This is a genomic window from Agarivorans sp. QJM3NY_29, assembly GCF_050870835.2.
Lineage (GTDB): Bacteria > Pseudomonadota > Gammaproteobacteria > Enterobacterales > Celerinatantimonadaceae > Agarivorans.
Genome location: NZ_CP194036.2, coordinates 261,293 through 280,945 on the forward strand (window position 1 = coordinate 261,293; position 19,653 = coordinate 280,945).

At 47.8% G+C, this 19,653-nt stretch carries 22 protein-coding genes; 8 read left to right on the forward strand and 14 right to left on the reverse strand.

From position 1 onward, the window contains the following. Position 1: 1 nt before the first annotated feature. Positions 2-1,057 carry a DUF6765 family protein gene (locus ACRRS0_RS01175; protein ID WP_432455034.1) on the forward strand — a complete coding sequence of 352 codons (1,056 nt, stop codon included), beginning with the start codon at positions 2-4 and terminating at the stop codon, positions 1,055-1,057. Positions 1,058-1,405: 348 nt separating this feature from the next. Here ACRRS0_RS01175 and ACRRS0_RS01180 read toward each other — a convergent pair whose 3' ends face one another. From ACRRS0_RS01180 to ACRRS0_RS01200, 5 genes are all read right to left on the reverse strand, one after another. Next, the gene (locus ACRRS0_RS01180; RefSeq protein WP_432455033.1) at positions 1,406-2,593 is read right to left on the reverse strand and encodes an NAD(P)/FAD-dependent oxidoreductase; all 1,188 of its coding nucleotides are present in this window, start codon (positions 2,591-2,593) and stop codon (positions 1,406-1,408) included. A gap of 68 nt (positions 2,594-2,661) precedes the next feature. After that, positions 2,662-4,185 carry a copper resistance protein NlpE N-terminal domain-containing protein gene (locus tag ACRRS0_RS01185; protein WP_432455032.1) on the reverse strand — a complete coding sequence of 508 codons (1,524 nt, stop codon included), beginning with the start codon at positions 4,183-4,185 and terminating at the stop codon, positions 2,662-2,664. A gap of 16 nt (positions 4,186-4,201) precedes the next feature. Next, a complete protein-coding gene (locus ACRRS0_RS01190; RefSeq protein ID WP_432455031.1) occupies positions 4,202-4,996 on the reverse strand; it encodes an HAD family hydrolase in 795 nt (264 codons plus the stop codon). A gap of 66 nt (positions 4,997-5,062) precedes the next feature. Next, positions 5,063-6,076: an alpha/beta fold hydrolase gene (locus ACRRS0_RS01195; RefSeq protein ID WP_432455030.1), complete on the reverse strand. Its 1,014-nt coding sequence runs from the start codon at positions 6,074-6,076 to the stop codon at positions 5,063-5,065. Between the two features lie 129 nt (positions 6,077-6,205). Next, complete coding sequence (locus tag ACRRS0_RS01200; protein WP_432455029.1) at positions 6,206-6,661, reverse strand: DUF2214 family protein; 456 nt, start codon at positions 6,659-6,661, stop codon at positions 6,206-6,208. A 134-nt stretch (positions 6,662-6,795) separates the two neighbouring features. Between ACRRS0_RS01200 and ACRRS0_RS01205 the strand changes: the two genes are divergently transcribed. Continuing rightward, a complete protein-coding gene (locus ACRRS0_RS01205; protein WP_432455028.1) occupies positions 6,796-7,746 on the forward strand; it encodes a DMT family transporter in 951 nt (316 codons plus the stop codon). Between the two features lie 119 nt (positions 7,747-7,865). Further along, positions 7,866-8,798 (forward strand): patatin-like phospholipase family protein, encoded by a 933-nt coding sequence (locus ACRRS0_RS01210; protein WP_432455027.1) that lies wholly within the window; start codon positions 7,866-7,868, stop codon positions 8,796-8,798. A 5-nt stretch (positions 8,799-8,803) separates the two neighbouring features. Here the strand turns inward: ACRRS0_RS01210 and ACRRS0_RS01215 are convergent, their stop codons facing one another. Beyond that, entirely contained in the window at positions 8,804-9,163 is a 360-nt protein-coding gene (locus ACRRS0_RS01215) for a DUF2500 family protein (RefSeq protein ID WP_432455026.1), read from the reverse strand. A 337-nt stretch (positions 9,164-9,500) separates the two neighbouring features. On the opposite strand from ACRRS0_RS01215, the gene ACRRS0_RS01220 reads away from it, so the two are divergent. Genes ACRRS0_RS01220 through ACRRS0_RS01230 form a run of 3 tightly spaced genes read left to right on the forward strand, consistent with a single transcriptional unit; the run spans position 9,501 to position 11,695 of the window. Continuing rightward, entirely contained in the window at positions 9,501-11,204 is a 1,704-nt protein-coding gene (locus ACRRS0_RS01220) for an intermembrane phospholipid transport protein YdbH family protein (RefSeq protein ID WP_432455025.1), read from the forward strand. A 17-nt stretch (positions 11,205-11,221) separates the two neighbouring features. Beyond that, complete coding sequence (locus ACRRS0_RS01225; RefSeq protein WP_432456115.1) at positions 11,222-11,362, forward strand: YnbE family lipoprotein; 141 nt, start codon at positions 11,222-11,224, stop codon at positions 11,360-11,362. A 6-nt stretch (positions 11,363-11,368) separates the two neighbouring features. Then, positions 11,369-11,695, forward strand: a complete 327-nt coding sequence (locus ACRRS0_RS01230) for a YdbL family protein (protein WP_432455024.1) — start codon at positions 11,369-11,371, stop codon at positions 11,693-11,695. A gap of 13 nt (positions 11,696-11,708) precedes the next feature. Here ACRRS0_RS01230 and ACRRS0_RS01235 read toward each other — a convergent pair whose 3' ends face one another. The 3 genes from ACRRS0_RS01235 to ACRRS0_RS01245 form a co-directional block, all read right to left on the reverse strand. Then, positions 11,709-12,029 carry a hypothetical protein gene (locus ACRRS0_RS01235; protein ID WP_432455023.1) on the reverse strand — a complete coding sequence of 107 codons (321 nt, stop codon included), beginning with the start codon at positions 12,027-12,029 and terminating at the stop codon, positions 11,709-11,711. Next, entirely contained in the window at positions 12,026-12,337 is a 312-nt protein-coding gene (locus ACRRS0_RS01240; protein WP_432455022.1) for a DUF1820 family protein, read from the reverse strand. The genes ACRRS0_RS01235 and ACRRS0_RS01240 overlap by 4 nt, the downstream gene beginning before the upstream one ends. Before the next feature lie 244 nt (positions 12,338-12,581). Beyond that, positions 12,582-12,728 (reverse strand): hypothetical protein, encoded by a 147-nt coding sequence (locus tag ACRRS0_RS01245; RefSeq protein ID WP_432455021.1) that lies wholly within the window; start codon positions 12,726-12,728, stop codon positions 12,582-12,584. Positions 12,729-13,040: 312 nt separating this feature from the next. Here ACRRS0_RS01245 and ACRRS0_RS01250 point away from each other — a divergent pair, with 312 nt between their 5' ends. Both ACRRS0_RS01250 and ACRRS0_RS01255 read left to right on the forward strand, forming a co-directional pair. Continuing rightward, the gene (locus ACRRS0_RS01250; protein WP_432455020.1) at positions 13,041-13,430 is read left to right on the forward strand and encodes a SirB2 family protein; all 390 of its coding nucleotides are present in this window, start codon (positions 13,041-13,043) and stop codon (positions 13,428-13,430) included. A gap of 4 nt (positions 13,431-13,434) precedes the next feature. Beyond that, on the forward strand, positions 13,435-13,665 hold the full coding sequence (locus tag ACRRS0_RS01255; protein WP_432455019.1) for a hypothetical protein: 231 nt from the start codon (positions 13,435-13,437) through the stop codon (positions 13,663-13,665). Positions 13,666-13,896: 231 nt separating this feature from the next. Here the strand turns inward: ACRRS0_RS01255 and ACRRS0_RS01260 are convergent, their stop codons facing one another. From ACRRS0_RS01260 to def, 5 genes are all read right to left on the reverse strand, one after another. Further along, positions 13,897-15,345: a TrkH family potassium uptake protein gene (locus ACRRS0_RS01260; protein WP_432456114.1), complete on the reverse strand. Its 1,449-nt coding sequence runs from the start codon at positions 15,343-15,345 to the stop codon at positions 13,897-13,899. Between the two features lie 22 nt (positions 15,346-15,367). Next, the gene (gene trkA, locus ACRRS0_RS01265) at positions 15,368-16,750 is read right to left on the reverse strand and encodes a Trk system potassium transporter TrkA (protein WP_432455018.1); all 1,383 of its coding nucleotides are present in this window, start codon (positions 16,748-16,750) and stop codon (positions 15,368-15,370) included. Positions 16,751-16,819: 69 nt separating this feature from the next. Continuing rightward, positions 16,820-18,142, reverse strand: coding sequence for a 16S rRNA (cytosine(967)-C(5))-methyltransferase RsmB (gene rsmB, locus ACRRS0_RS01270; RefSeq protein ID WP_432455017.1), 1,323 nt, complete (start codon positions 18,140-18,142; stop codon positions 16,820-16,822). Then, positions 18,135-19,091: a methionyl-tRNA formyltransferase gene (gene fmt, locus ACRRS0_RS01275; RefSeq protein ID WP_432455016.1), complete on the reverse strand. Its 957-nt coding sequence runs from the start codon at positions 19,089-19,091 to the stop codon at positions 18,135-18,137. Before fmt ends, rsmB begins: the two co-directional genes overlap by 8 nt. Positions 19,092-19,119: 28 nt before the next feature. Next, positions 19,120-19,617, reverse strand: a complete 498-nt coding sequence (gene def, locus ACRRS0_RS01280; protein WP_432455015.1) for a peptide deformylase — start codon at positions 19,615-19,617, stop codon at positions 19,120-19,122. Between the last annotated feature and the right edge of the window lie 36 nt (positions 19,618-19,653).

Genomic DNA, 19,653 nt, shown 5'->3' on the forward strand with positions numbered 1-19,653 from the left:
TATGCAAATTGATATGCACTATTACGGTACATTCTGCGTTGCTCGCGCCGCAGGTCTAAACCGAGAATCGGCACGTATTATAGCGACCGCAGCTCAGTTTGTAGATGACAATGCACAGCAAAACGGCATTGATTTAGCGGATGCTTCGGCTTGTCGAGTCGAAGCAACAGCGCATCACACTGCGGATGTAAGCAACATTGACCCTGATGACCAAAGACAAGTTTGGGTGCCTTACCATTTCTTACCGGGAAATGAAGGTAATTCATTCACTGAGCGGTTGGTATGTCGCAAAGATAGCGTGATTGCCCAGCAAATGTGTCAAAACCACCTAGAGCAAGCTGCAAAACCTTACTTTCTGGAGTTGCTAGGGGTAATGGCTCACGTATACGCTGACACATTCGCGCACTACGGTTTCTCAGGAGTGAGCTCTCGACACAATCGGGTAGGTAATGACTCTTTTGAGTTCAGAGAGTTAGATGAAAAAATGGAAGCATATATTGTTGGTAAAAAAGACAGTTTTTTTGCACGATTTAACCCAATTGTTCGCAACATTAAGTCTCATCTCGCTGAGGAACTGTCTGGGGCGTTAGGTCATGGGGGCGTGGTGACATTTCCTGACAGGCCGTACTTGAAGTGGCGTTTTGAATACGACAGTGGCCACGATTCTGGTTGGAGGGATAACCCTGCGACTTTCCTTGAGTATTGTCACAAACTTCACTCTATGCTGGCAGCATTACCAGAAGAGTATACTGAACCCGAGCAAAGACAGGACTGGACGGCGCTGAAAAACAAGATAACGGAAGTTCTCGCTTTCCAAGGTGCAGGGGGGGCTCGCATTGATAAGTGGAAACACGAAGCTCAGTACGGTGAATTACTCAATATCGCGGAAGATATTCCAGAGTATAGAGATTGGAATGATGGTTTTGGAGCTCTTAGCCATCGCAGTAGCTCTGAGGCGATGGAACATCCTATCTATCGTTACTATCAAGCGGCTTCTTATCATCGTTGGTATGTATTGCGAGAGCTTTTGCCACAACATGGTTTGATGGTGAGATAGATTATGATTGGCCCGCAGGTGTGGGCCAATCATACAAGTGTGGTGGAAGAGTAAACTTGGCTAATAGGTTAGAGTATTTTGCAATACATTAAGTAATCCATTTAATGCCATTTTAGGAAATTGTGTAACTCATTTATGTCCAAAAGTGAGTTACAAAACTAAGCCAACTGATAACACGTATTGTGGCTAGTTTTTTTGATGAAGGAAAATTAGCGCTTCCGGTTAGAACAATTATTTTTCAAAACGAAGACAATCTATTTTCTATAATTTCAATGTGTTAGAGGCTTTTACTAAAAAGATTGTCTTCGTTCTATTCAAATTATCTTCGTTTTAATTTCATCAATACAACTAACAATCCAGCCCGCAGGCGACGCCGGAGGCCCAGGCCCATTGAAAGTTGTAGCCGCCTAACCAGCCGCTTACGTCCATCACTTCTCCAATAAAATACAAGCCTTTTACTTTGGTTGTTTGCATGGTTTTTGAGCTGAGTTCATTGGTGTCGACGCCGCCGAGGGTCACTTCTGCAGTGCGATAGCCTTCGGTGCCGTTCATGGTGATTTGCCAATCATTGAGTTGTTTGGCAATGCTGTCGCGCTCGCCATGGCCCAATTGATTAAGCGCTTTGGCAAGCTGCGCTTGGTCAAACAAGGCTTCGACTAAACGTTTGGGAAGCCATTGGCTGAGGGTGTTTTTGAGGTTTTGTTTGGGGTGTTGTAACAGCACCTGTTCCAGCAGGGCTAGCGCATCTTGCTTTGGGAGCAGGTTAATGTGGATCGCTTCGCCGGCTTGCCAGTAGTTAGAGATTTGCAGAATCGCGGGGCCAGATAAGCCGCGATGGGTAAATAACAGCGCTTCGCTAAATTGGTTGCCGCAGGCGGCGGTGATACAGCAGGGGACGGCGATCCCGGAGAGCGCTTCAAAACGTTGTTTTTGTTCGCTATGCCAGGTGAATGGCACTAGGCCTGCGCGGGTTGGCAATAGTTTGAGGCCAAATTGTTCGGCAATTTGGTAACCAAAGGGGCTGGCGCCAAGTTTGGGCATGGATAAACCACCAGTTGCGATGACCAGCGAGCTGGCTTGATAAGATTGGCCAGCGGCTTGGACTTCGAAGCTTTGTTCATCGAGCTGTTGAATACTGCTGATTTCGCTGCGCAAGCGGATGTTCACAGCTGCCCAGTCACATTCGGTGAGCAGCATGTCGACGATCTGTTTGGCGTTGTCGTTGCAAAACAGCTGCCCGTGGTCGCGCTGGTGGTATTCGATGCCGTGGCGCTCGACCAATTCGATGAAGTTGCTTGAGGGATAGCGGGCCAGAGCTGATTTTACAAAATGCGGATTACTACACAGATAGTTGTTGGGGGCCACATTGATATTGGTGAAGTTACAGCGTCCCCCGCCACTGATGAGTATTTTGCGGCCAGCTTTTTTGGCGTTATCCAGCACCAGCACGGAGCGCCCGCGATAACCTGCGGTGGCGGCGCACATTAAACCCGCGGCGCCGGCGCCAATAATAATTACATCGAATGTTTGTGTCATGCCTGCCCCCAAAAAATCAGCGGCATTGTACCGCTAGCGCTGCTCCGGCGCTAGCGGGGATGTTGCGCTTATTTTAAGGCGCGCCCAACGTCTTGGCTAAACGGCTCAGCAAGGAAGGTGATGCCCGCTAAGGGTGCCGGGTTTGGCGCATCGGGCTGAATGCTCGGATTGACCGGATAACTTAAACCGTCGAAACGCAGCAGCCGAAGCCCCGGGATCGCGCCGCCGCCAGAAACTTCCAGCAGTAGATCTTGCCAGCGGGCGTTACTGCTGGAAGCAAGATAGAAGGGGGGGCGCACCAGCGTGGTTTTACTAAGGAAGCGATAGCCGCTGTCTTTAGCTTCAAAAATTAATAAGCTGCAGCCGCCGCTGCCACACCAGTCCAGATAAGTGATTATTTCATCTTGACCATCCCCGTTGAGATCAAATTTCCACCATTGGTAGCGGGTGCCATTTAGCGCGGTGCGGTGTAGCTTGAAGTATTGTTTGAGCGCGCCTTCAACTTGTGGATCGTAGTCGCTGCTGGCGAGCAGGCTGGCTGGCTCGAAGCGACGTTGGATATGGCTTGGCTCACTGGGGCCTGGCGCCGGTGCCGGGCCATTCATTTTCATCATATTTAAACCCAGTTTGCCCTGCTGCTGTTGCTCGGGGTCACGCAGTCGCAGCAACATACCGTCCCAATCAAAATACATCTGGCTGTTTACTGGTTGGTTCTGGCTTTGGCTCAGGGTAAGTAGCAGGCTGGTTTGATCAAGCGGTTGCCAGTAGCCTTTTTCAATAAAGCTTTTGTCTTGAGCGAGATAGTTATTTTGTAATTCAGCACTTAAATCTTGGTTGAGAGTGAGATTGACCATTCGGCCACTGCCTGATGCGGTGGCGAGTTTGGCTTGGTAGTTGCCGCTAAGTGGTTCAATATCTTGTTGAAAGGGGCGACGGGCGCAGCCCTGATAGCGAAGCCCTTGGTAGAGTAGCTCGGCGTGATAGGCATAAACGGTATCGGCCATGCTGTCGAAACACTGTTCGGCCTTTACCGCGAGTCGCAGCTGGTCAGCAGATTGCCAAAACTGAGTGCCTTGATCCACACCGCTACGGTAAATTGGGTGGCTGCTCGTACCGGCGAGAGTACTCAGTTGCAGTTTGCCTTCGTTGATGTCGATTCGCCAGCTGGGTTCGTTTCCCATAGCGTGCAGCGCTGGGGTTTTGGCTTCACAGCCGGGGCCTTCGCTGGCCAGATACTGCCAGCGTTGTGGGCTGATCTTGGCCCGATAATCCGCTTCAGGCGCCTGCATACCCACGTTGTTGAAACGACCGTCAAATTCTACGTAGACTTGGCTGTGGTTGGCAAAACGGCTGAGCAGTTGCCGGTCATCGCTGGATAAATCGAGCCAATAAGCTTGCTCTCCTTGGCAGGGAGTGAATATTGTGGCCTCGGGTGAGTTGACTAACCAGCCCTTTAATCGGGTGTTTGGTTGATGAGGACTCGGTGGTGCCTCGGATGGTTTGCTTGGCTGAGTGGGGGGCGGTGTTGGGGCGCAGGCTACCAAGCCGATACTCGCGAGGGACGCGATGCAAAGTCGTTTGATTAGCCTCATCGTGATTTCCTTTTATTTATAGCTTAAATGTACCGATTAAAAATTCCGCCACACCATTTTCTTTATTGCTAAGTGTTTGTTCTAAATGAGGTAATGTCAACTTTAAACGGTCGTGTGCGTTGGCCATGATTACCCCTTTGCCGACCAAAGAGAGCATTTCTTTGTCGTTAAGGCCATCACCAAAGGCAATACAGTGCTCTGGTGCGATGGATTTTTGCTCTAATACCGCTTGTAAGGCTGCGCCTTTGTTGGCCTTGGCTGTCATTACCTCAAGGCAGTCGGGTAGTGAGAAGGTAATATTGAGGCTGTCACCAAATTCATCGACCAGTTCCTTTTCGAGCTGTTGTAGTAATTCATGTTCTGCAACAAAAAATAGCTTACAGATATGCTGATGATCTATCCGATCGAAGTCGGTCAACTGATAGTTAAAACCAGAGTGCTTGTTGAAGGAGCGGACGTATTCATTGTTTTCTTCAACGTACCAGTTGTCTTCGTGGTAAATATTTCGATGAAGTGGGTATTTTGCCGATAGCTCCAGAATACGAGTGATTTCAGCGGAACTCAGATCGGCACGATACAGAACTTCGCCGGCTTTATTGTGGACGCGGGCACCATTGGAGGTAATTAAATACATTGGAAAGTCGAATTGATCGGCGATTGGTCGCACATCGTTGTAGTGGCGTCCGGTGGCAATTAAAAACTTAATATTTTGCTCATAGAGGCGAGCAATGGTTTGTTGGGTATGTTCTGAAATTTGATGCTCTGCATTGAGCAAAGTGCCGTCAAGATCGGTTGCGATTAATTGGTACATATCGATTACTCCTCGGTGAAACTGCGACCGGTGGCTTTAGCCTCTGCTGAGACTGGTTTGATGAGCTTAAGCTCGGTGTTGTTCAAAAAAAATGAGAATGCTCGCCAAGGCTGGGTTGCGGATCTCATCACTCTCGAAAAAAATCTCATGTTTGGCCCCTATCACGGGCATCAATTGAGCGTTACTTGATTTACCTGCTGAGGCAGTCAACCTATGGAAAAAGGCATTTTGCCCTTCTGCTGTGACAATAGGATCTTGCTCCGCTTGTAATAATAATAGCGGAATATTGATGTGAGCAGCGTCTTCAATGCTCAGTTGCATGGCTTGAAAACTTTGTTGTAACCAGCGGTTACTTGGGCCGCCGAGTTGGATCGCTGGGTGCTCGACATAAGTTTGCAGGATTTGTTGATAGCGAGCCGGGCTATGGCTCAGATGATTGCGACTAAACTCACTTGGCCGATAGTCGCCTTGACCCAAAGCATAATGAGGTCCATAGCCGAACTGCCGCTCTAAGTGCGCTAGACCTGCGGCTAGCGTCTTCACGATAGGTTTAGGGAGCAGCCCCAAATTAATCCCGAACATGGGGGCCGACAGCGCCACGGCCTGAAAGTGATTTGGATGCTGCTGTAGGTAGCGAGCGGCGATGGTGCCACCCATCGAATGGGCTAATAAAAAATGCTGTTGGTATTGGCAGGGCAAGACAAACTGCTGCACCAGTTGCTGGAGATCATCAACAAAGTATTGAAAATTTTCGACATCCCCAAGTTGCCTGCGAGGGCTTTCTCGATCTGATAAGCCTTGGCCGCGATGGTCAATGATGAAAATATCGTAACCTTGCTGAGCGAGATCGTAGCCTAATTCGTAATACTTGAGGTAGCCTTCGGTACGACCCGGAGAGATCACAATGGCTTGATGTTTAGGCTGAGCGGCGTTTAATTTGGCGAAGTGAATACGCAGGTCATTCACCCCAGAAAAGCTGGATAGTTCGGCATATTGTTGCCAGTAGGGCAGGATGAGCTGCTGATATTGCCTCTCGAGTTGATTTTCCTGACCGAGCAGATAAGGCGGTGTACGCATCATTCAACCTCGAATGTGTCGCTATGAATAGCTATGGAGTTGCGCATTATCTCAGCGAATGAACATAGTCACAATTGGCAAATTAAGGCGTTTGCTTGGTCGAGTCGAGAATTTTGCTTACAGGTGCTTTATTTAATCGCCGAAACCGGCCCGGGCGAGGGTGACTAACATTGGAATAAGCAGTAATACGCCGAGCTCTAAACGAATTAACCAAATCACCGAAGCGTGTTGGCGATAGCTAATCATGGACGGTTTGCCTTGTTTTAAGGCTCGTCGCCAGCGATAAAAGGTAGCCGATGGATACAGCGAGAGTAGAACGACAACGAAAAATAGCAGCATTTTTAGTGCAAAAAAAGGATTGTCGAGATAACTTTTGTCGGTGCTTTGAAATACAGATAATCGTAATGCACCGGTAATGAAGATTAATACGGTGGCGATGGCATGGGTGGCATCGGCCAACAGTAGCTTCTTGACATCGTCCTGAGTCATGCCTCGGCGAAAAAGAAAGGCTTCTGAGTACAATGCGCCCGCCAGCAACACAATTGCCGTGACATGCAACCCTGCATTTATGGCCTCAATTAAACTCATCGTTCAGTATCCAAGAAAATTTGTTGTTCTAGAAAACGCTATCAGCGCAGCAGGATAGTACTGCAAAACCATCCTTGATGCTATACCCTAACAGGCCTAAGTACTTGAGGTCTAGGGTATATAAGGACGCATTAATGAAAGCAAAGCTATCGGCATATGGTTTGTTGTTGTTACCGCCATTATTTTGGGCCGGTAATTTTGTCACTGGTCGCTATATTGCGGGGCAAATACCGCCAATGTCATTATCTTATTGGCGTTGGACGATAGCCTCGCTGTTGGTCTTGCCTTTTCTTTATCGGAGTCTGTGGCAACAGCGGCGAGTGATTCAACGCTATTGGTTGCGCATTAGCTTACTCGCTTGTTTAGGCGTAGCTGGCTTTAATTCCTGTGTTTACATTGGTTTGCAGAGTACAACCGCGACCAATGCTTTGATTATTAATTCGATGATCCCGATCTTTATTTTGCTGGTGAGCTGCTTAGGCTTCGGTCAGCGAATGGGAATGAAACAGATCCTCGGTATTATATTGTCGTTTTGCGGGGTATTGGCCTTGTTGGTAAAAGGGCAATGGCAGTCACTGGCAAGCCTAAGCATCAATCGCGGCGACAGTTGGATCCTGTTATCGGCAGTTATTTGGGCGTTGTACTCCATTGGTTTACGTTTTAAACCGTCCCAGCTAAGCGGTTCCGCCTTTCTTGGTTCAACCTTGGTGATAGGATCACTGGTATTAAGCCCATTTTATTGGCTTAATTTGCCGCAAGCGGCTTTTTCTTTGAATCACGATAGTATGGTCGCCTTGGCCTATGTGGCGGTTTTCCCATCGTTATTGGCTTATCAAAGTTGGAATTATGGCGTGAAAGTTGTTGGCGCAAGTGTTGCTGGTCAATACATTCATTTGATGCCTTTGTTTGGCGCGATCCTCAGCGTTTCATTGTTAGGTGAGCAATTAGCGGTTTATCATCTGATTGGTGCCTCGTTTATTGCTGCTGGCTTATTGGTGGCCCTGCTTCCCGTGGGTTTGCTGCGCCGACGTTTTGTTGGTTCGTCTATTGAGGCGGAGGGCGCGGAGTCGAAGCATGTTGGCTGAATACTCGCGCTAAGCTGTTTGGTTTATTCAATAGTTTTTTCCTATCAAATAAATCAATGCAATCGAATTTAAGTATGGGCTAATTCGACTTAAGCTAGTCTTATTATTTTCTTGAGAGCATGATGATGTACCCAGCGACTACTTGTTTCGGCCCATGCCAGCAGACCCCAATTGTTGAAAACACAGCTTTAGTCGCCGAAGGGGGCGGACAACGCGGTATTTTTACTGCCGGTGTGCTCGATAGCTGGATGAGCTTGGGGTTCAACCCGTTTCAGTTACTGATTGGCACCTCTGCCGGTGCACAAAACTTATCTAGTTATATGAGTTGTCAGCATGGCTTCGCCCAAAAATCAATTACCGAGACCTCTCGCCATGCACGATTTTTCAAGTTAAGTCGTTCGCTTACCGGGCGAAGCATCATCGATTTGGATTGGTACTTTGAACAGGTGAATCGGCCAGCCGATCCCTTAAATGTGAACAGTGCGGCGTCTTTGTTACGGTATCGCCGTTTATTGTTTGCCACGACCAATACCCGCAACAAGGCGGCTCATTATTTTAGCCCTAGTCGGGACAATTGGTTGCATCTGCTAAAAGCCTCAAGTGCCTTACCATATTTATATAAGGGGGGCGTTGAGATTGAGGGGGAGCACTACGTTGATGGTGGCTTGGCTGCTCCGCTCCCTGTGGAAGAAGCTTATCGGCGGGGGGCAAAAACGATTGTGGTGATTCGAACCAAGCAACAGGATTATGTGGCTGAATCCCCTTGGAGCCAACGTTTAAAAACCTGGGTCTGCCAATCGGGAGAATGTCCGAAAGCGCTCGATTATCAGTTGATACATGAACAGGCTTACCAACAGTCTTTGGATTTTATGCATCAACCTCCAGAAGATGCGCAAGTGTTTCAAATTCATCCCAGTCAGGCTTTATCGAGTAAGTTACTCGGTAGTAAAACCTCTGCCCTAGAGCAAGACTATCAACTAGGACTTGAGGCCGGGCTTCGCTTTGTAGAACAGTTCGAGCAGACGACCCCGTTGGGAACTCCGTTGGCTTAAGCTTATTATGGATCGCTGAGCTCTGAAGGTTTAGTTTCGAAACTAACTAATCGGCTGCCTTGAACCGTAAGTTGACCTTCGAGGCCCTCGCTAAATTGCTCAAACTGGTTTTTCTTTAGTTGAAAGCGCCGAGATTCACCGCCGGTTAAGGGGGTGAATTCAACAAAGTAACGATAGCTGTCGGGCATGCTGTCACGTGATTTGCCAACTGGCTTGATGGTTTGTCGTTGATGCGAAGTGACCCGAACGTCTAAGCGATGTAGGGGTTGTTGCTTATCCCAGCGACGTTGTTGAATATGGCGCCAAGCTTGGTATAAACCAAGGCCAACAATTATCGCCATCCCTGCCGCCCACCACCAAGGCATTAGCGCTTGCTCCGATGGGACTGAATGAAGTGATGAATGGTATGCATGGGTCCTTGGCTCCTGGGGTTTGAAGTGATCATTTATTGGTTTTGGCCTTTATCTGAGGCCTTAACCAGTTATCATCATAGCTTGCTATGGAGTCAAGTTTATACTTTTTCCGTTGTATTTGAGTGTTAATACGCCAGCATTGATTTGTTTAGCGACTCGTTATTGGCGATAAAAGCGCTTAGTATAAAGTGATGTCGATGGTGGATGGAAGGATGAGTGTTTGCTGAGCTTAAGTGGGCTGCGAATAAGATGCTGTAGCGTCATGCGCTGGCGCCACCGTTGGATGCTGATGGCGAGTTTTATTTGCTTGTTGGCGGGCAAGCTATACGCCACTGAGCTGAGCGCGGATATGCTTCAGGCTCAGTTTGGAGGGTGCCCACAAGTCCGCACTAGCGGTCTTCGTCTGCAAGCGATCCCCCTGCGTGTTAAGGTGGAAAGTATTGAAATCGACCTTGCTTGTCTGTTGGCGCAAGGCCAGCATGCTCAGCCGTTTCGCTTGGTTTCGCTAAAGCCTCTTGCTCTGCAGTTGTTTCAAGGTTTATTGGACTTACCGAGCTCGGTGGTTGCGAGCTCGGTCGCGGTCGATCGCCTGCAAGTTAAAGCGGGAGCGCAGTCGCTATTTGATGGCCAACTACAACTCTCACAACGAGGCCAGCAATGGCTTGCCAGCTACCAACAAGATGATGGTTTGGCAATTAAGCTGCAGCTGTTGCCAAAAGCTGAGACCCTCATCTTAGAAGGCCATTTAGGGAAGCATAGCTTGCGTGCATTGGCTGGTCTGATTCAGCAGCCGCAATTGGATGGGCCAATATTTGCCGATGCAGATTTTTCCTTGCGGGGAAAAGCGGGCCAGCACTTACAATTAAATGCTCAATTTAAGTTACCTACTTTGGCGATGGAGGGGAAGGCTTGGCTACAAGGGTGGCAAGATTGGCGGTTAAGGCTGGAGAGTTCTAGTTTTCGTTGGCAGGGAAAAGATTGGCCGAGTGTTGAGAGCAAAATCCAAGCAAAAGGTTGGCAAGTTGAGGTTGCCGATTGGCAACTTAAAGGTGAAGGCCTGTGGCAGTGGACGCCAACGATGCAGCTGTCGGGGCTGCTGCATAGCGATAATGTATTACCCTTGCAGCAGGCTCTTTTGCCTTTAGCTGAACCAGCAAAATTACTGTCGGGAGCTTTGGAATCACACTTCACTTGGCAAGCGGAGCAACTGAGTAGCCAGTTTAAACTCAGTGGCCTAAATGCTTTGTGGGGAGAGTTGGCATTGGCCGATGCACAGCTCGCGGGGCAGCTCGATTATCAGCCACATCTTGGTTGGAAACACGCGGGAGAGTTGCAAATTAAGCAATGGGATATCGGTTTTCCGGTGAGCGATATTCAACTGCATTGGCAGCAGCCTAACTATGCCCCCTTGGTACAATGGCACTCGCTACTGTTAGACGATATCTCTTTTGGGTCTTTAGGTGGACGGGGCAGGCTTGCTCAATTGAGATTGAAGCTACCGAGCCAAACATCTTTGCAGTTGAGCAAGGTCCAGTTATCTCAGTTGGCGACACTTTATCCCGAATTAGCTTTAAGCATGCAGGGCTCGGTATCAGGGACGCTTCCCCTGCAACTGAGCAGACAGGGTTTGGCAATCAAAGGCGGCTCGCTGGCGGTTGTTGAGCCGCATGGGCATATCGCTCTCACTCACCAATCCTTACTGGCGGTAAAAGCGCAGCACCCTTCTTTAGATTTTGCTCTAAGCTTATTGGAAGATTTTGATTATGAAAAGCTTGCAGCTGAGCTAGATTTTGCCGAAGATGGGCTGCTCGATATGCAAGTGCAACTGATTGGACGCAATCAACAACTGAGTCCTCGTTTGGTGACTTTGAACTATCGTCATCAAGAAAATATTTACCAGTTATTACGTAGTTTACGTATTGGCCAACAATTGTCAGGACAACTACAGCAATGGATAGACGACAGCGCTTCAGAAGTATCCCCTTTGCCTTAGCGGTAACTTTTGGGCTTATGGCTTGTACCCCAAGGGTGGAGGTGGCCGTAGATAAGCCAATTACGGTGAATTTAAATGTCAAAATTGACCATGAAATTCGAGTGCGAGTTGATAAGCAGCTCGATGATTTGTTTAACGATGAAAGCGGGCTATTTTAGGAGAGTATGATGAAGTGGAATAGCTGGATTTTAAGCCTATTATTGTGTTTTAGCTTATCGGTATCGGCGATGGACTTAGATGATGCCAAGGCCAAAGGTTGGGTCGGTGAACAAACTAATGGTCTATTAGGAATTGTAAGCCATCGCGCAGAAGTCAGTGATTTGGTGAATAATATCAATCAACAACGACTTGCCAAGTACCAACAAATTGCCAAGGAAAATGGCTTAAGTGAGCAGCAGGTCGCTATCCTCGCGGGAAAAAAAGCGATTGAACGTAGTCAAAGTGGTCATTACATACAATCGCCCGCTGGAACTTGGTTAATAAAACCCTGACCGTTTATACGTCTTAAGACGCTAAATAGCGTCTTACTTCGTGGCACACTTGTTGATAGCAGTCTAAGCAGGCACTTAGATCTTGTTCCAATGTCTCACTGTGCTTGAGTTGCTGTACACAGCGGTTTAGTGGAGTGCTACACAGTAAAGACGCAAGGCCTTGCAACTGTTGCAGTAAACCCTTTGAACAACACTGTTGTTGTTGCGCTTGAGCAATTAAGAGCAGGTCTTGTTTGCTACTCTGCAGAAAATCTTGCAACCAATGTCGAACCAGCGCTTCATCGCCAAACTGAGCCTTCCGTTTAGGCCAGTCGATAGCACTAAGCCGACTCATGGTTTTGGTGTGTAAATGGGCGAAGGAAACTGGGTTATGTTGGTGACTTCATGGATTTTTGCGGTGCCGATATCATCGACAGCATCGATGCGCAAAATATTATGCATCGGTACGTAGGTGCGGCTCACTCCGGAGAACTCAGTTTTTAATTTTTCTTCATTAGGATCGACCACGAGCTTGGTTTGAGTATCGAAGACTAAGTCGGCTAACTCAACGAAGCCGAACATTGAACCTTGGGAGACATCTCTGGCATAGAGCTCATAATTTTTGCCATTAGAAATAAAATTAACGCGATAAAGTTGCGACATGCTTACTACTCGTATGATGTAACTAATTACATGGATTCAAGAATCTGTAATATAAGACTATTTGATAAGGTTTCAAGCTGAGGCTGATTCTAACTAGATAGCGGATCTAAGGCTAGTTCGCTGACATTTATCAACAAAAAACTGCCTTTGCGGCTAATTCTTAGTTAATTCATCTGAGTGGACTTTATCCGCTAGTCTATTCAACTATGCTGTATTGAACAACACGATTCCTGTTCGATGGTGTTTAATTGTTGTCATCGGATGTAGAGGCAGCAAGCTCTGCCATCTCATTAGGGTCAACGCCTAATTCTTGGCAAGCATCTAAAAATGAAGCGCCAGTGTGACACATTAAAATATCAATTGCGGGCAGTAAATTAGGTGCTTCTGACATGTTTGGCCTCATTATGTTGTTAATAAAAAGATAATAATGTTAAGCACTGTCCCATAGTTTCACGACAAGCCCTAGAGATCTCGATCACAAAAATACATTTACTCTACGGATGATTTAAGTCGTGGCTGTTGTTGCTTGGCGGCGATAGGCGGTTTTTTAATGAGCTTGCTGACTTTATGTTAAGCGTTTGTGGTGAGCTGAAAATAATTGTTATCGCTTAGCTAAGCTCATACACTGAGGCATTATTGTGACACCCGATGATCCGCAGCGGCTGAATTCGCGGCGGTTCGCTATTCATAACAAGGAATTACCATGCTTGAATACTATTCAATGGCCAAACATCTCCATATGACGCTGGCGATGCTGAGTATTATTGGTTTTGTTTTCCGCTGGTTGTTAGCCTTGAAAGGCTCAGCGATGCTCAATCGCAGATGGTTGAAAGTTTTCCCTCACTTGGTTGATACCTTACTATTGGTCGCAGCTATTTTCTTGTGCATTGCTTCGCAACAATATCCCTTGGTTGAAAATTGGTTGACGGTTAAGGTTGTATTATTAGTGGTCTATATCTTACTGGGAGTGTTTGCCTTGAAGCGTGCGCCTAACCAGTTGATTCGAATATTGGCTGGCCTGGCCGCCATTGCGGTGTTTGCTCAGCTGTTGGTTGTGGCAATAACCAAGTCGCCGCTCGGGCTATTGGCTTAAGTGTATGTTTCGATTATCACTGCGTTCACTGCTGCTTAATCTATGGCATTTCTCTATCGTTTATAGTGTGGTGCTGATTAGTATTGGTTATTGTGAGGTAATGCAGCTGGATTTTGAAGTGGTGGATCAGGGGATTAATCGACACAAATGGAGCATTATTGGCCTATATTTTCTGTATTTGACCTTCTGGTGGTGGCTTAATCCTTACTTTACCCGCTTACGACGCTCCTACTAAATCAGGGCGCTTTACTTGTTGTGAGTGCGGTTAAAAGGGTTCCCTGTTGCTTGGTCATATGGGTTTGATTCGCTCGGATTTTTCTGGCCATACTAAGCTCAAATACCTCTTAAAAAGTTCGAGTCAAAGTCTGCTGTACTGGCTTACGAGGTATTTGGGTGAAGCAAACACTAGGCGCTTAACAAAGCGTCTTGTTGAATGGGCAGCTAAGCGAGCAAGCTCAATTGCCGCTTAGTTATAACGCCAATAACTGGGTAAGAATAAAACCAATACTGTTAGTACTTCTAGGCGTCCCAACAACATGCCGATCGAGAGTAACCACTTTGCGGAATCTGGTAGTAGGTGAAAGTTATGATCAGGGCCGATCACTCGACCGAGACCGGGGCCCACATTGGCTAAGGCGGTCATCGCGCCAGATAAAGCGGTGACCGGATCTAAACCGAGTAAAGCGAGGCCGCTAGCGAGTATGATCAGGGTAAAGAAGAACGCAAAAATAAAGGCGACCAAGGAGCGAATATGCTGCTCACTCACAACCCGGCCGTTATAGCGATGTGGGTAGATACCGTTGGGGTGTAGTAATTGTTTGAGTTGTCGTGAAAATAAACCACTGGCTAATTGAAAGCGGAAAATTTTAATACCCCCCGAAGTCGACCCCGAACAAGCACCCACCAACATTAAAAAGATAAATAACACGGTGGTGAAATTCCCCCAATGGCTGAAATCGGTGAGGCCATAGCCAGTGGTGGTGATGATTGAAATAATATTGAAGGTGCTAATTCGCATTGCATCGAGCAATGAGAAAGTTCCATGCAGCCATAGCCATAGGCTCATCATGCCGCCTAATACTAAGATGACGGTAATAAACCCTCGGACTTGAGCATCTCGCCAGATATAGCGTAAATCGCGGTGGCGTAGGGTTTGCACCAATAATAAGAACGGCAGGCCACCTAGCAGCATAAACATACTACTCACCCAATGACTGGCGTTACTAAAGTGTGCCATCGATTCATCGGAGGTGGAGTAACCGCCAGTGGAAATAGTGGTCATGGAGTGATTGATCGCTTCAAACCAGTCCATACCCGTAATATGGTAGGCAACAGCACAAAGTAACGACAGTAATAAATAAACCTTTAGCATATTACTGGCGACGTTTTTAGTTTTGGGCGTGTTTTTATCTGACCAGTCGGAAGATTCAGTTTGGAACAGCCGCATTCCGCCAACATTTAAAAACGGTAAGATGGCTACGCTGAGTACGATAAAACCAATGCCACCTAACCATTGCAACATCGAACGCCACAGCAAAGCACTCTTGGGCATGTCATCTAATCCGGCCAATACCGTTGAGCCAGTTGTGGTTAGGCCAGACATGGTTTCAAAAAAGGCATCGGTAAAACTAATGTGGTCGATACGATAGAGCGGCAGCGCGCCAAATAGACAGGCAACCAGCCAGACCGTGGTGGTGAGCAAAAACATTTCTCGAACCGATAGCTTGAATGTGGCCTTACTGCCCCAACGAATTAGCGCAAAGGAGGTGGTTTGAGTCAGTACAATGGTGTAAAAAAACTCAATGTAGTCGGGCTCATCGTAAGCCATACCTAAAGCGAGTGGTGCTAACATGAGTAAACTGAGTTTCGATAACACTAGCCCGACGATAAACATAATCGGCCGTAGATTTGGGATAATCACCAGCGGTTACCTTAAATTACAGGAAGAAGGGGCTAGGTTGGAATAAACGCTCAACCTCAGGAATAAACTTCTTATCCACTAAGAACATCACTACGTGGTCGTCTTGCTCGATCACCGTATCATCATGCGCGATAATCACTTGGTTATTGCGCATGATCGCGCCGATGGTGGTGCCCGGAGGAAGCTTAAGTTCGCCAACACTGCGGCCGACAACCTTGGAGGTATTATTATCACCATGAGCAATCGCTTCTATCGCCTCAGCAGCGCCATGACGTAAAGAATAAACATTAACAATGTCTGCACGCCTTACATGAGTTAACAGCGCTGAGATCGTCGCTTGCTGCGGTGAAATTGCAATGTCGATGGCACTCCCACCGCCTTGTACTAATTCAACATAAGCACCGCGTTGGATCAACACCATGACTTTCTTAGCGCCCATTCGCTTGGCGAGCATCGCCGACATAATGTTCGCTTCATCGTCATTGGTGACGGCAATAAAGACATCGACCTGCTCAATATTTTCTTCGCTCAATAGTTCTTGGTCGGAAGCATCACCACAAAACACAATTGTGTTATTGAGCATTTCGGCGAGTTGTTCGGCTCGTCGTTGATTATGCTCTATCAGTTTCACGCTGTATTGACTGTCGAGGCGTTTGGCTAATGCGGCACCAATATTTCCCCCTCCCACGATCATGATCCGGCGGTAAGGTTTTTCGAGTTTTTGCAGTTCTGCCATGACCTTACGGATGTGATCGCTCGCGGCGATAAAGAACACTTCGTCATCGGCTTCAATCACCGTAGTGCCTTGTGGCCGAATCGCGCGTCCTTGGCGGAAAATCGCAGCGACTCGGGTTTCAATGTCAGGCATGTGGTCCCGCAATACTGATAAAGCGTTTCCGACTAAAGGCCCTCCATAATAGGCTTTAATGGCAACCAAACCCACTCGGCCACGGGCAAACTGCATCACTTGCAGGGCGCCAGGGTAGTCGATGAGGCGGCTGATATAATCGGTGACTAACTGCTCAGGTGCGATCAGATGATCGACGGGGATGGCTTCGTCACAAAACAAAGCCTCTTTTTCCGCGAGTAATTCTTCTGAGCGGATCCGCGCGACTTTATTTGGGGTATTAAAGAGGGTATAGGCGATTTGGCAAGCTGCCATATTGGTTTCATCGCTGTTGGTAACGGCTACTAACATGTCGGCGTCATGCGCGCCAGCTTCACGCAGTACACTGGGGTGGGCTGCATGTCCCAATACGACTTGTAAATCAAACTTGTCTTGCAGTTCTCTAAGGCGATCCTGATCATTATCAACAATAGTGATGTCTGATTTTTCGCCGACTAGGTTCTCTGCTAGCGTGCCGCCAACCTGACCCGCGCCAAGAATGATTATTTTCATTATCCTAACAATACCTCAAGCATTCATTGCCAATTTTTAGTGTTACCTTTGCTGCAGCTAAAGGCAAGCTTAACCGTTGCTTTTACGCAGACGCGCATAATAAAAGCCATCCATGTTATTGTCACCGGGTAAAAGTTGCCAGCCGGGTTGCTGAGCCGTTTCGTTTTGGTTAATTGGGAGCAACTCAGCATCAGCAGTTTGTTGCAAAAATGCCGCGATTTGTTGGTAATTTTCTTCTGGAAGCACCGAACAGGTAGCATATAGCAATACGCCTCCGGGCTTAAGATGTTGCCACAGCGCGGTTAATATTTGTTGCTGTAGTTTTACTAACTCGGCGATATCGGCTTCTCTGCGGAGCCATTTTATATCGGGATGGCGACGGATTACACCAGTAGCGGAACAGGGCGCATCCAGTAGAATTCTATCAAAGGGCTGCTGATTCCAACGCTCAGGTTGGCTGGCATCGGCACAATGTAAGGTGGCTTTTAGCTGCAAACGTTGTAGATTTTCACTAACACGATTGAGTCGAGTTTGCTCGGTATCGACCGCGACGAGTTCGGCCAGTTGTGGCTGCAATTCCAAGATATGACAAGTTTTTCCGCCCGGTGCGGCACAGGCATCTAAGACTCGTTCTCCCGCCTGGGCATCGAGTAGCGCAGCTGCCATTTGGGCTGCGCCGTCTTGCACCGAAGCCGCTCCTTGAGCAAAATCAGGTAACTTATTGACTGCTTGGGCTTTCTCCAGGCATAAGGCTTGGGGGGCTAGCTCGCTATGCTGGCTGCCAATTTCCAGCTGGTTTAACTGTTGTTGATAGTCTAGAGTCGTTCCTTGAAGGGCGTTGACCCGCAACCACATCGGCGCATGTTGGTTATTGGCGGATAAAATATCCTGCCAACGCTGCGGATAAGCAGCCTTGAGTCGTTTGGTGATCCAGCTTGGATGACAAAATTGCAGACTATCGTTGGCGGTTAACTGCGGTTCAAGTTGCTCGCGTTGGCGCTCGGCATTTCGCAGTACCCCATTGACCAATTTCTTTAAGCTATGCAGCTTGAGTTGCTGGGTGGCTGAGACGGTCTCAGAGACTGCGGCATGCGCAGGTACCCGCATATAAAATAGCTGATAGAGCCCCACCATTAATAAAAAGTGGCCGTTACGGATTTTGCCTTTGAGGGGTTTATCCATCAATTGCTGTAACACCGCTTCGAAGCGCGGCAACCAGCGCAATACCCCAAAACACAGCTCTTTAACTAGCGCATGATCTCGCGCCACGACTTGCGGTAATACGCGAGGCAGCATTTGGCTTAAGGATTGCCCCTGGTCGACCACTTGAAACAAAATATTGGCGGCAGCCGCACGGGCGTTAATTTGTTTGAGCTTTGGCTGTTCAGCCATGTTTATTCTCCAGCACCAGACCGGGGCTAAACCAGTCCTTTCGGGCATTGAGTACATCGGCGGCGGCTAAGGCTTTTTTGCCCGGCAGTTGAATTTGTTCTAAGCGTAAGGCGTCTTTGCCGGTTGCAACCACTATTCCGCCCTTATCGGCGCTGAGTATGGTTCCCGGGGGGGCGGTGTTTGGCATGGCCACAACACTGGCTTGCCAGACTTTCACATTTTGCTCGGCGACCGGAAAATAGCTGACCGGCCATGGATTAAAGGCGCGAATACAGCGTTCGATAAATTCGGCGTCTTGTTGCCAGTCGATACAAGCTTCGGCTTTGGTTAACTTTTTCGCGTAATTCGCCTGCGTATCATCTTGCGGAGTAGCGGTTAACTTGCCTAGGGCCATGCCATCAACCGCCTGGATGAGCGATAGAGGGCCAACTTCGGCCAGTCGCTGATACAGGGATGCGCTGGTTTCATCCTCGGTGAGGGCGACTTTTTCAAGTAATAACATATCGCCGGTATCTAAGCCGATATCCATCTGCATGATGGTGACCCCGGAATGGCTGTCACCGGCCCAAATAGCGCGTTGGATCGGCGCTGCCCCACGCCAGCGTGGCAATAGAGATCCATGCACGTTGATACAACCTAAGCGTGGCGTGTCGAGGATCACCTGTGGCAATAGCAAGCCGTAAGCCACCACCACCATTAAATCGGCATTTAATCCCGCTAACTGTTGTTGTGCGGTTTCAGCTTTAAAATTCTCCGGCTGATAAACGGGAATTTGGTGTTGTTCGGCCAGTTGTTTTACCGGACTAGTTTGCAGCTTTTTTCCGCGCCCTGCTGGGCGGTCGGGCTGAGTGTAAGTTGCGACAATCTGATGTTCGCTATTGATGAGTGCTGCTAAATGGCGCGCCGCGAAATCGGGCGTGCCTGCAAAGATGATCCGCAATGGCTTCACGCTGTTCTCCAAATTTGATGTTTTACGTTTAGCGTTTTGCAAGCTTTTGGAGCTTGGTTTTTAGCCGTTGGCGTTTCAGCGGGGAGAGGTAATCGATAAACAATTTCCCTTTCAGGTGATCTAACTCGTGTTGTACACAAATCGCCAATAAGCCTTCAGCTTCAAAAATTTGCTGGTTGCCATCGGTATCTAGTGTTTGTACTTTAATCTTTTCAGCTCTTGGTACATCAGCGCGATATTCAGGCACTGATAAACAACCTTCTTCGTTCAGCTGTTCACCTTCACTTTCGATGATTTTGGCATTAATTAACACCAAGGGTTGATTGCGTTCTTCCGATACGTCGATAACCACGATCTGTTGATGAATGTTGACCTGAGTCGCAGCTAGGCCAACTCCTTCTTCTAGATACATGGTTTCAAACATATTTTTGATTATAATTCTAATACTATCATCAATATTCTTAACGGGTTGCGCTATAGTCCTCAGACGCTCGTCGGGAAAACGCAATACTTCGAGTGCAGCCATAACTTTAGTCTTTATTCAGGTTTTGGTAGATTGAAG

Coding starts and splice junctions, on each gene's coding strand:
- ACRRS0_RS01175 (WP_432455034.1), top strand. CDS start 2: ATGCAAATTGATATGCACTATTACGGTACATTCTGCGTTGCTCGCGCC.
- ACRRS0_RS01180 (WP_432455033.1), bottom strand. CDS start 2,593: ATGACACAAACATTCGATGTAATTATTATTGGCGCCGGCGCCGCGGGT.
- ACRRS0_RS01185 (WP_432455032.1), bottom strand. CDS start 4,185: ATGAGGCTAATCAAACGACTTTGCATCGCGTCCCTCGCGAGTATCGGC.
- ACRRS0_RS01190 (WP_432455031.1), bottom strand. CDS start 4,996: ATGTACCAATTAATCGCAACCGATCTTGACGGCACTTTGCTCAATGCA.
- ACRRS0_RS01195 (WP_432455030.1), bottom strand. CDS start 6,076: ATGATGCGTACACCGCCTTATCTGCTCGGTCAGGAAAATCAACTCGAG.
- ACRRS0_RS01200 (WP_432455029.1), bottom strand. CDS start 6,661: ATGAGTTTAATTGAGGCCATAAATGCAGGGTTGCATGTCACGGCAATT.
- ACRRS0_RS01205 (WP_432455028.1), top strand. CDS start 6,796: ATGAAAGCAAAGCTATCGGCATATGGTTTGTTGTTGTTACCGCCATTA.
- ACRRS0_RS01210 (WP_432455027.1), top strand. CDS start 7,866: ATGATGATGTACCCAGCGACTACTTGTTTCGGCCCATGCCAGCAGACC.
- ACRRS0_RS01215 (WP_432455026.1), bottom strand. CDS start 9,163: ATGCCTTGGTGGTGGGCGGCAGGGATGGCGATAATTGTTGGCCTTGGT.
- ACRRS0_RS01220 (WP_432455025.1), top strand. CDS start 9,501: ATGGCGAGTTTTATTTGCTTGTTGGCGGGCAAGCTATACGCCACTGAG.
- ACRRS0_RS01225 (WP_432456115.1), top strand. CDS start 11,222: ATGGCTTGTACCCCAAGGGTGGAGGTGGCCGTAGATAAGCCAATTACG.
- ACRRS0_RS01230 (WP_432455024.1), top strand. CDS start 11,369: ATGATGAAGTGGAATAGCTGGATTTTAAGCCTATTATTGTGTTTTAGC.
- ACRRS0_RS01235 (WP_432455023.1), bottom strand. CDS start 12,029: ATGAGTCGGCTTAGTGCTATCGACTGGCCTAAACGGAAGGCTCAGTTT.
- ACRRS0_RS01240 (WP_432455022.1), bottom strand. CDS start 12,337: ATGTCGCAACTTTATCGCGTTAATTTTATTTCTAATGGCAAAAATTAT.
- ACRRS0_RS01245 (WP_432455021.1), bottom strand. CDS start 12,728: ATGTCAGAAGCACCTAATTTACTGCCCGCAATTGATATTTTAATGTGT.
- ACRRS0_RS01250 (WP_432455020.1), top strand. CDS start 13,041: ATGCTTGAATACTATTCAATGGCCAAACATCTCCATATGACGCTGGCG.
- ACRRS0_RS01255 (WP_432455019.1), top strand. CDS start 13,435: ATGTTTCGATTATCACTGCGTTCACTGCTGCTTAATCTATGGCATTTC.
- trkA (WP_432455018.1), bottom strand. CDS start 16,750: ATGAAAATAATCATTCTTGGCGCGGGTCAGGTTGGCGGCACGCTAGCA.
- rsmB (WP_432455017.1), bottom strand. CDS start 18,142: ATGGCTGAACAGCCAAAGCTCAAACAAATTAACGCCCGTGCGGCTGCC.
- def (WP_432455015.1), bottom strand. CDS start 19,617: ATGGCTGCACTCGAAGTATTGCGTTTTCCCGACGAGCGTCTGAGGACT.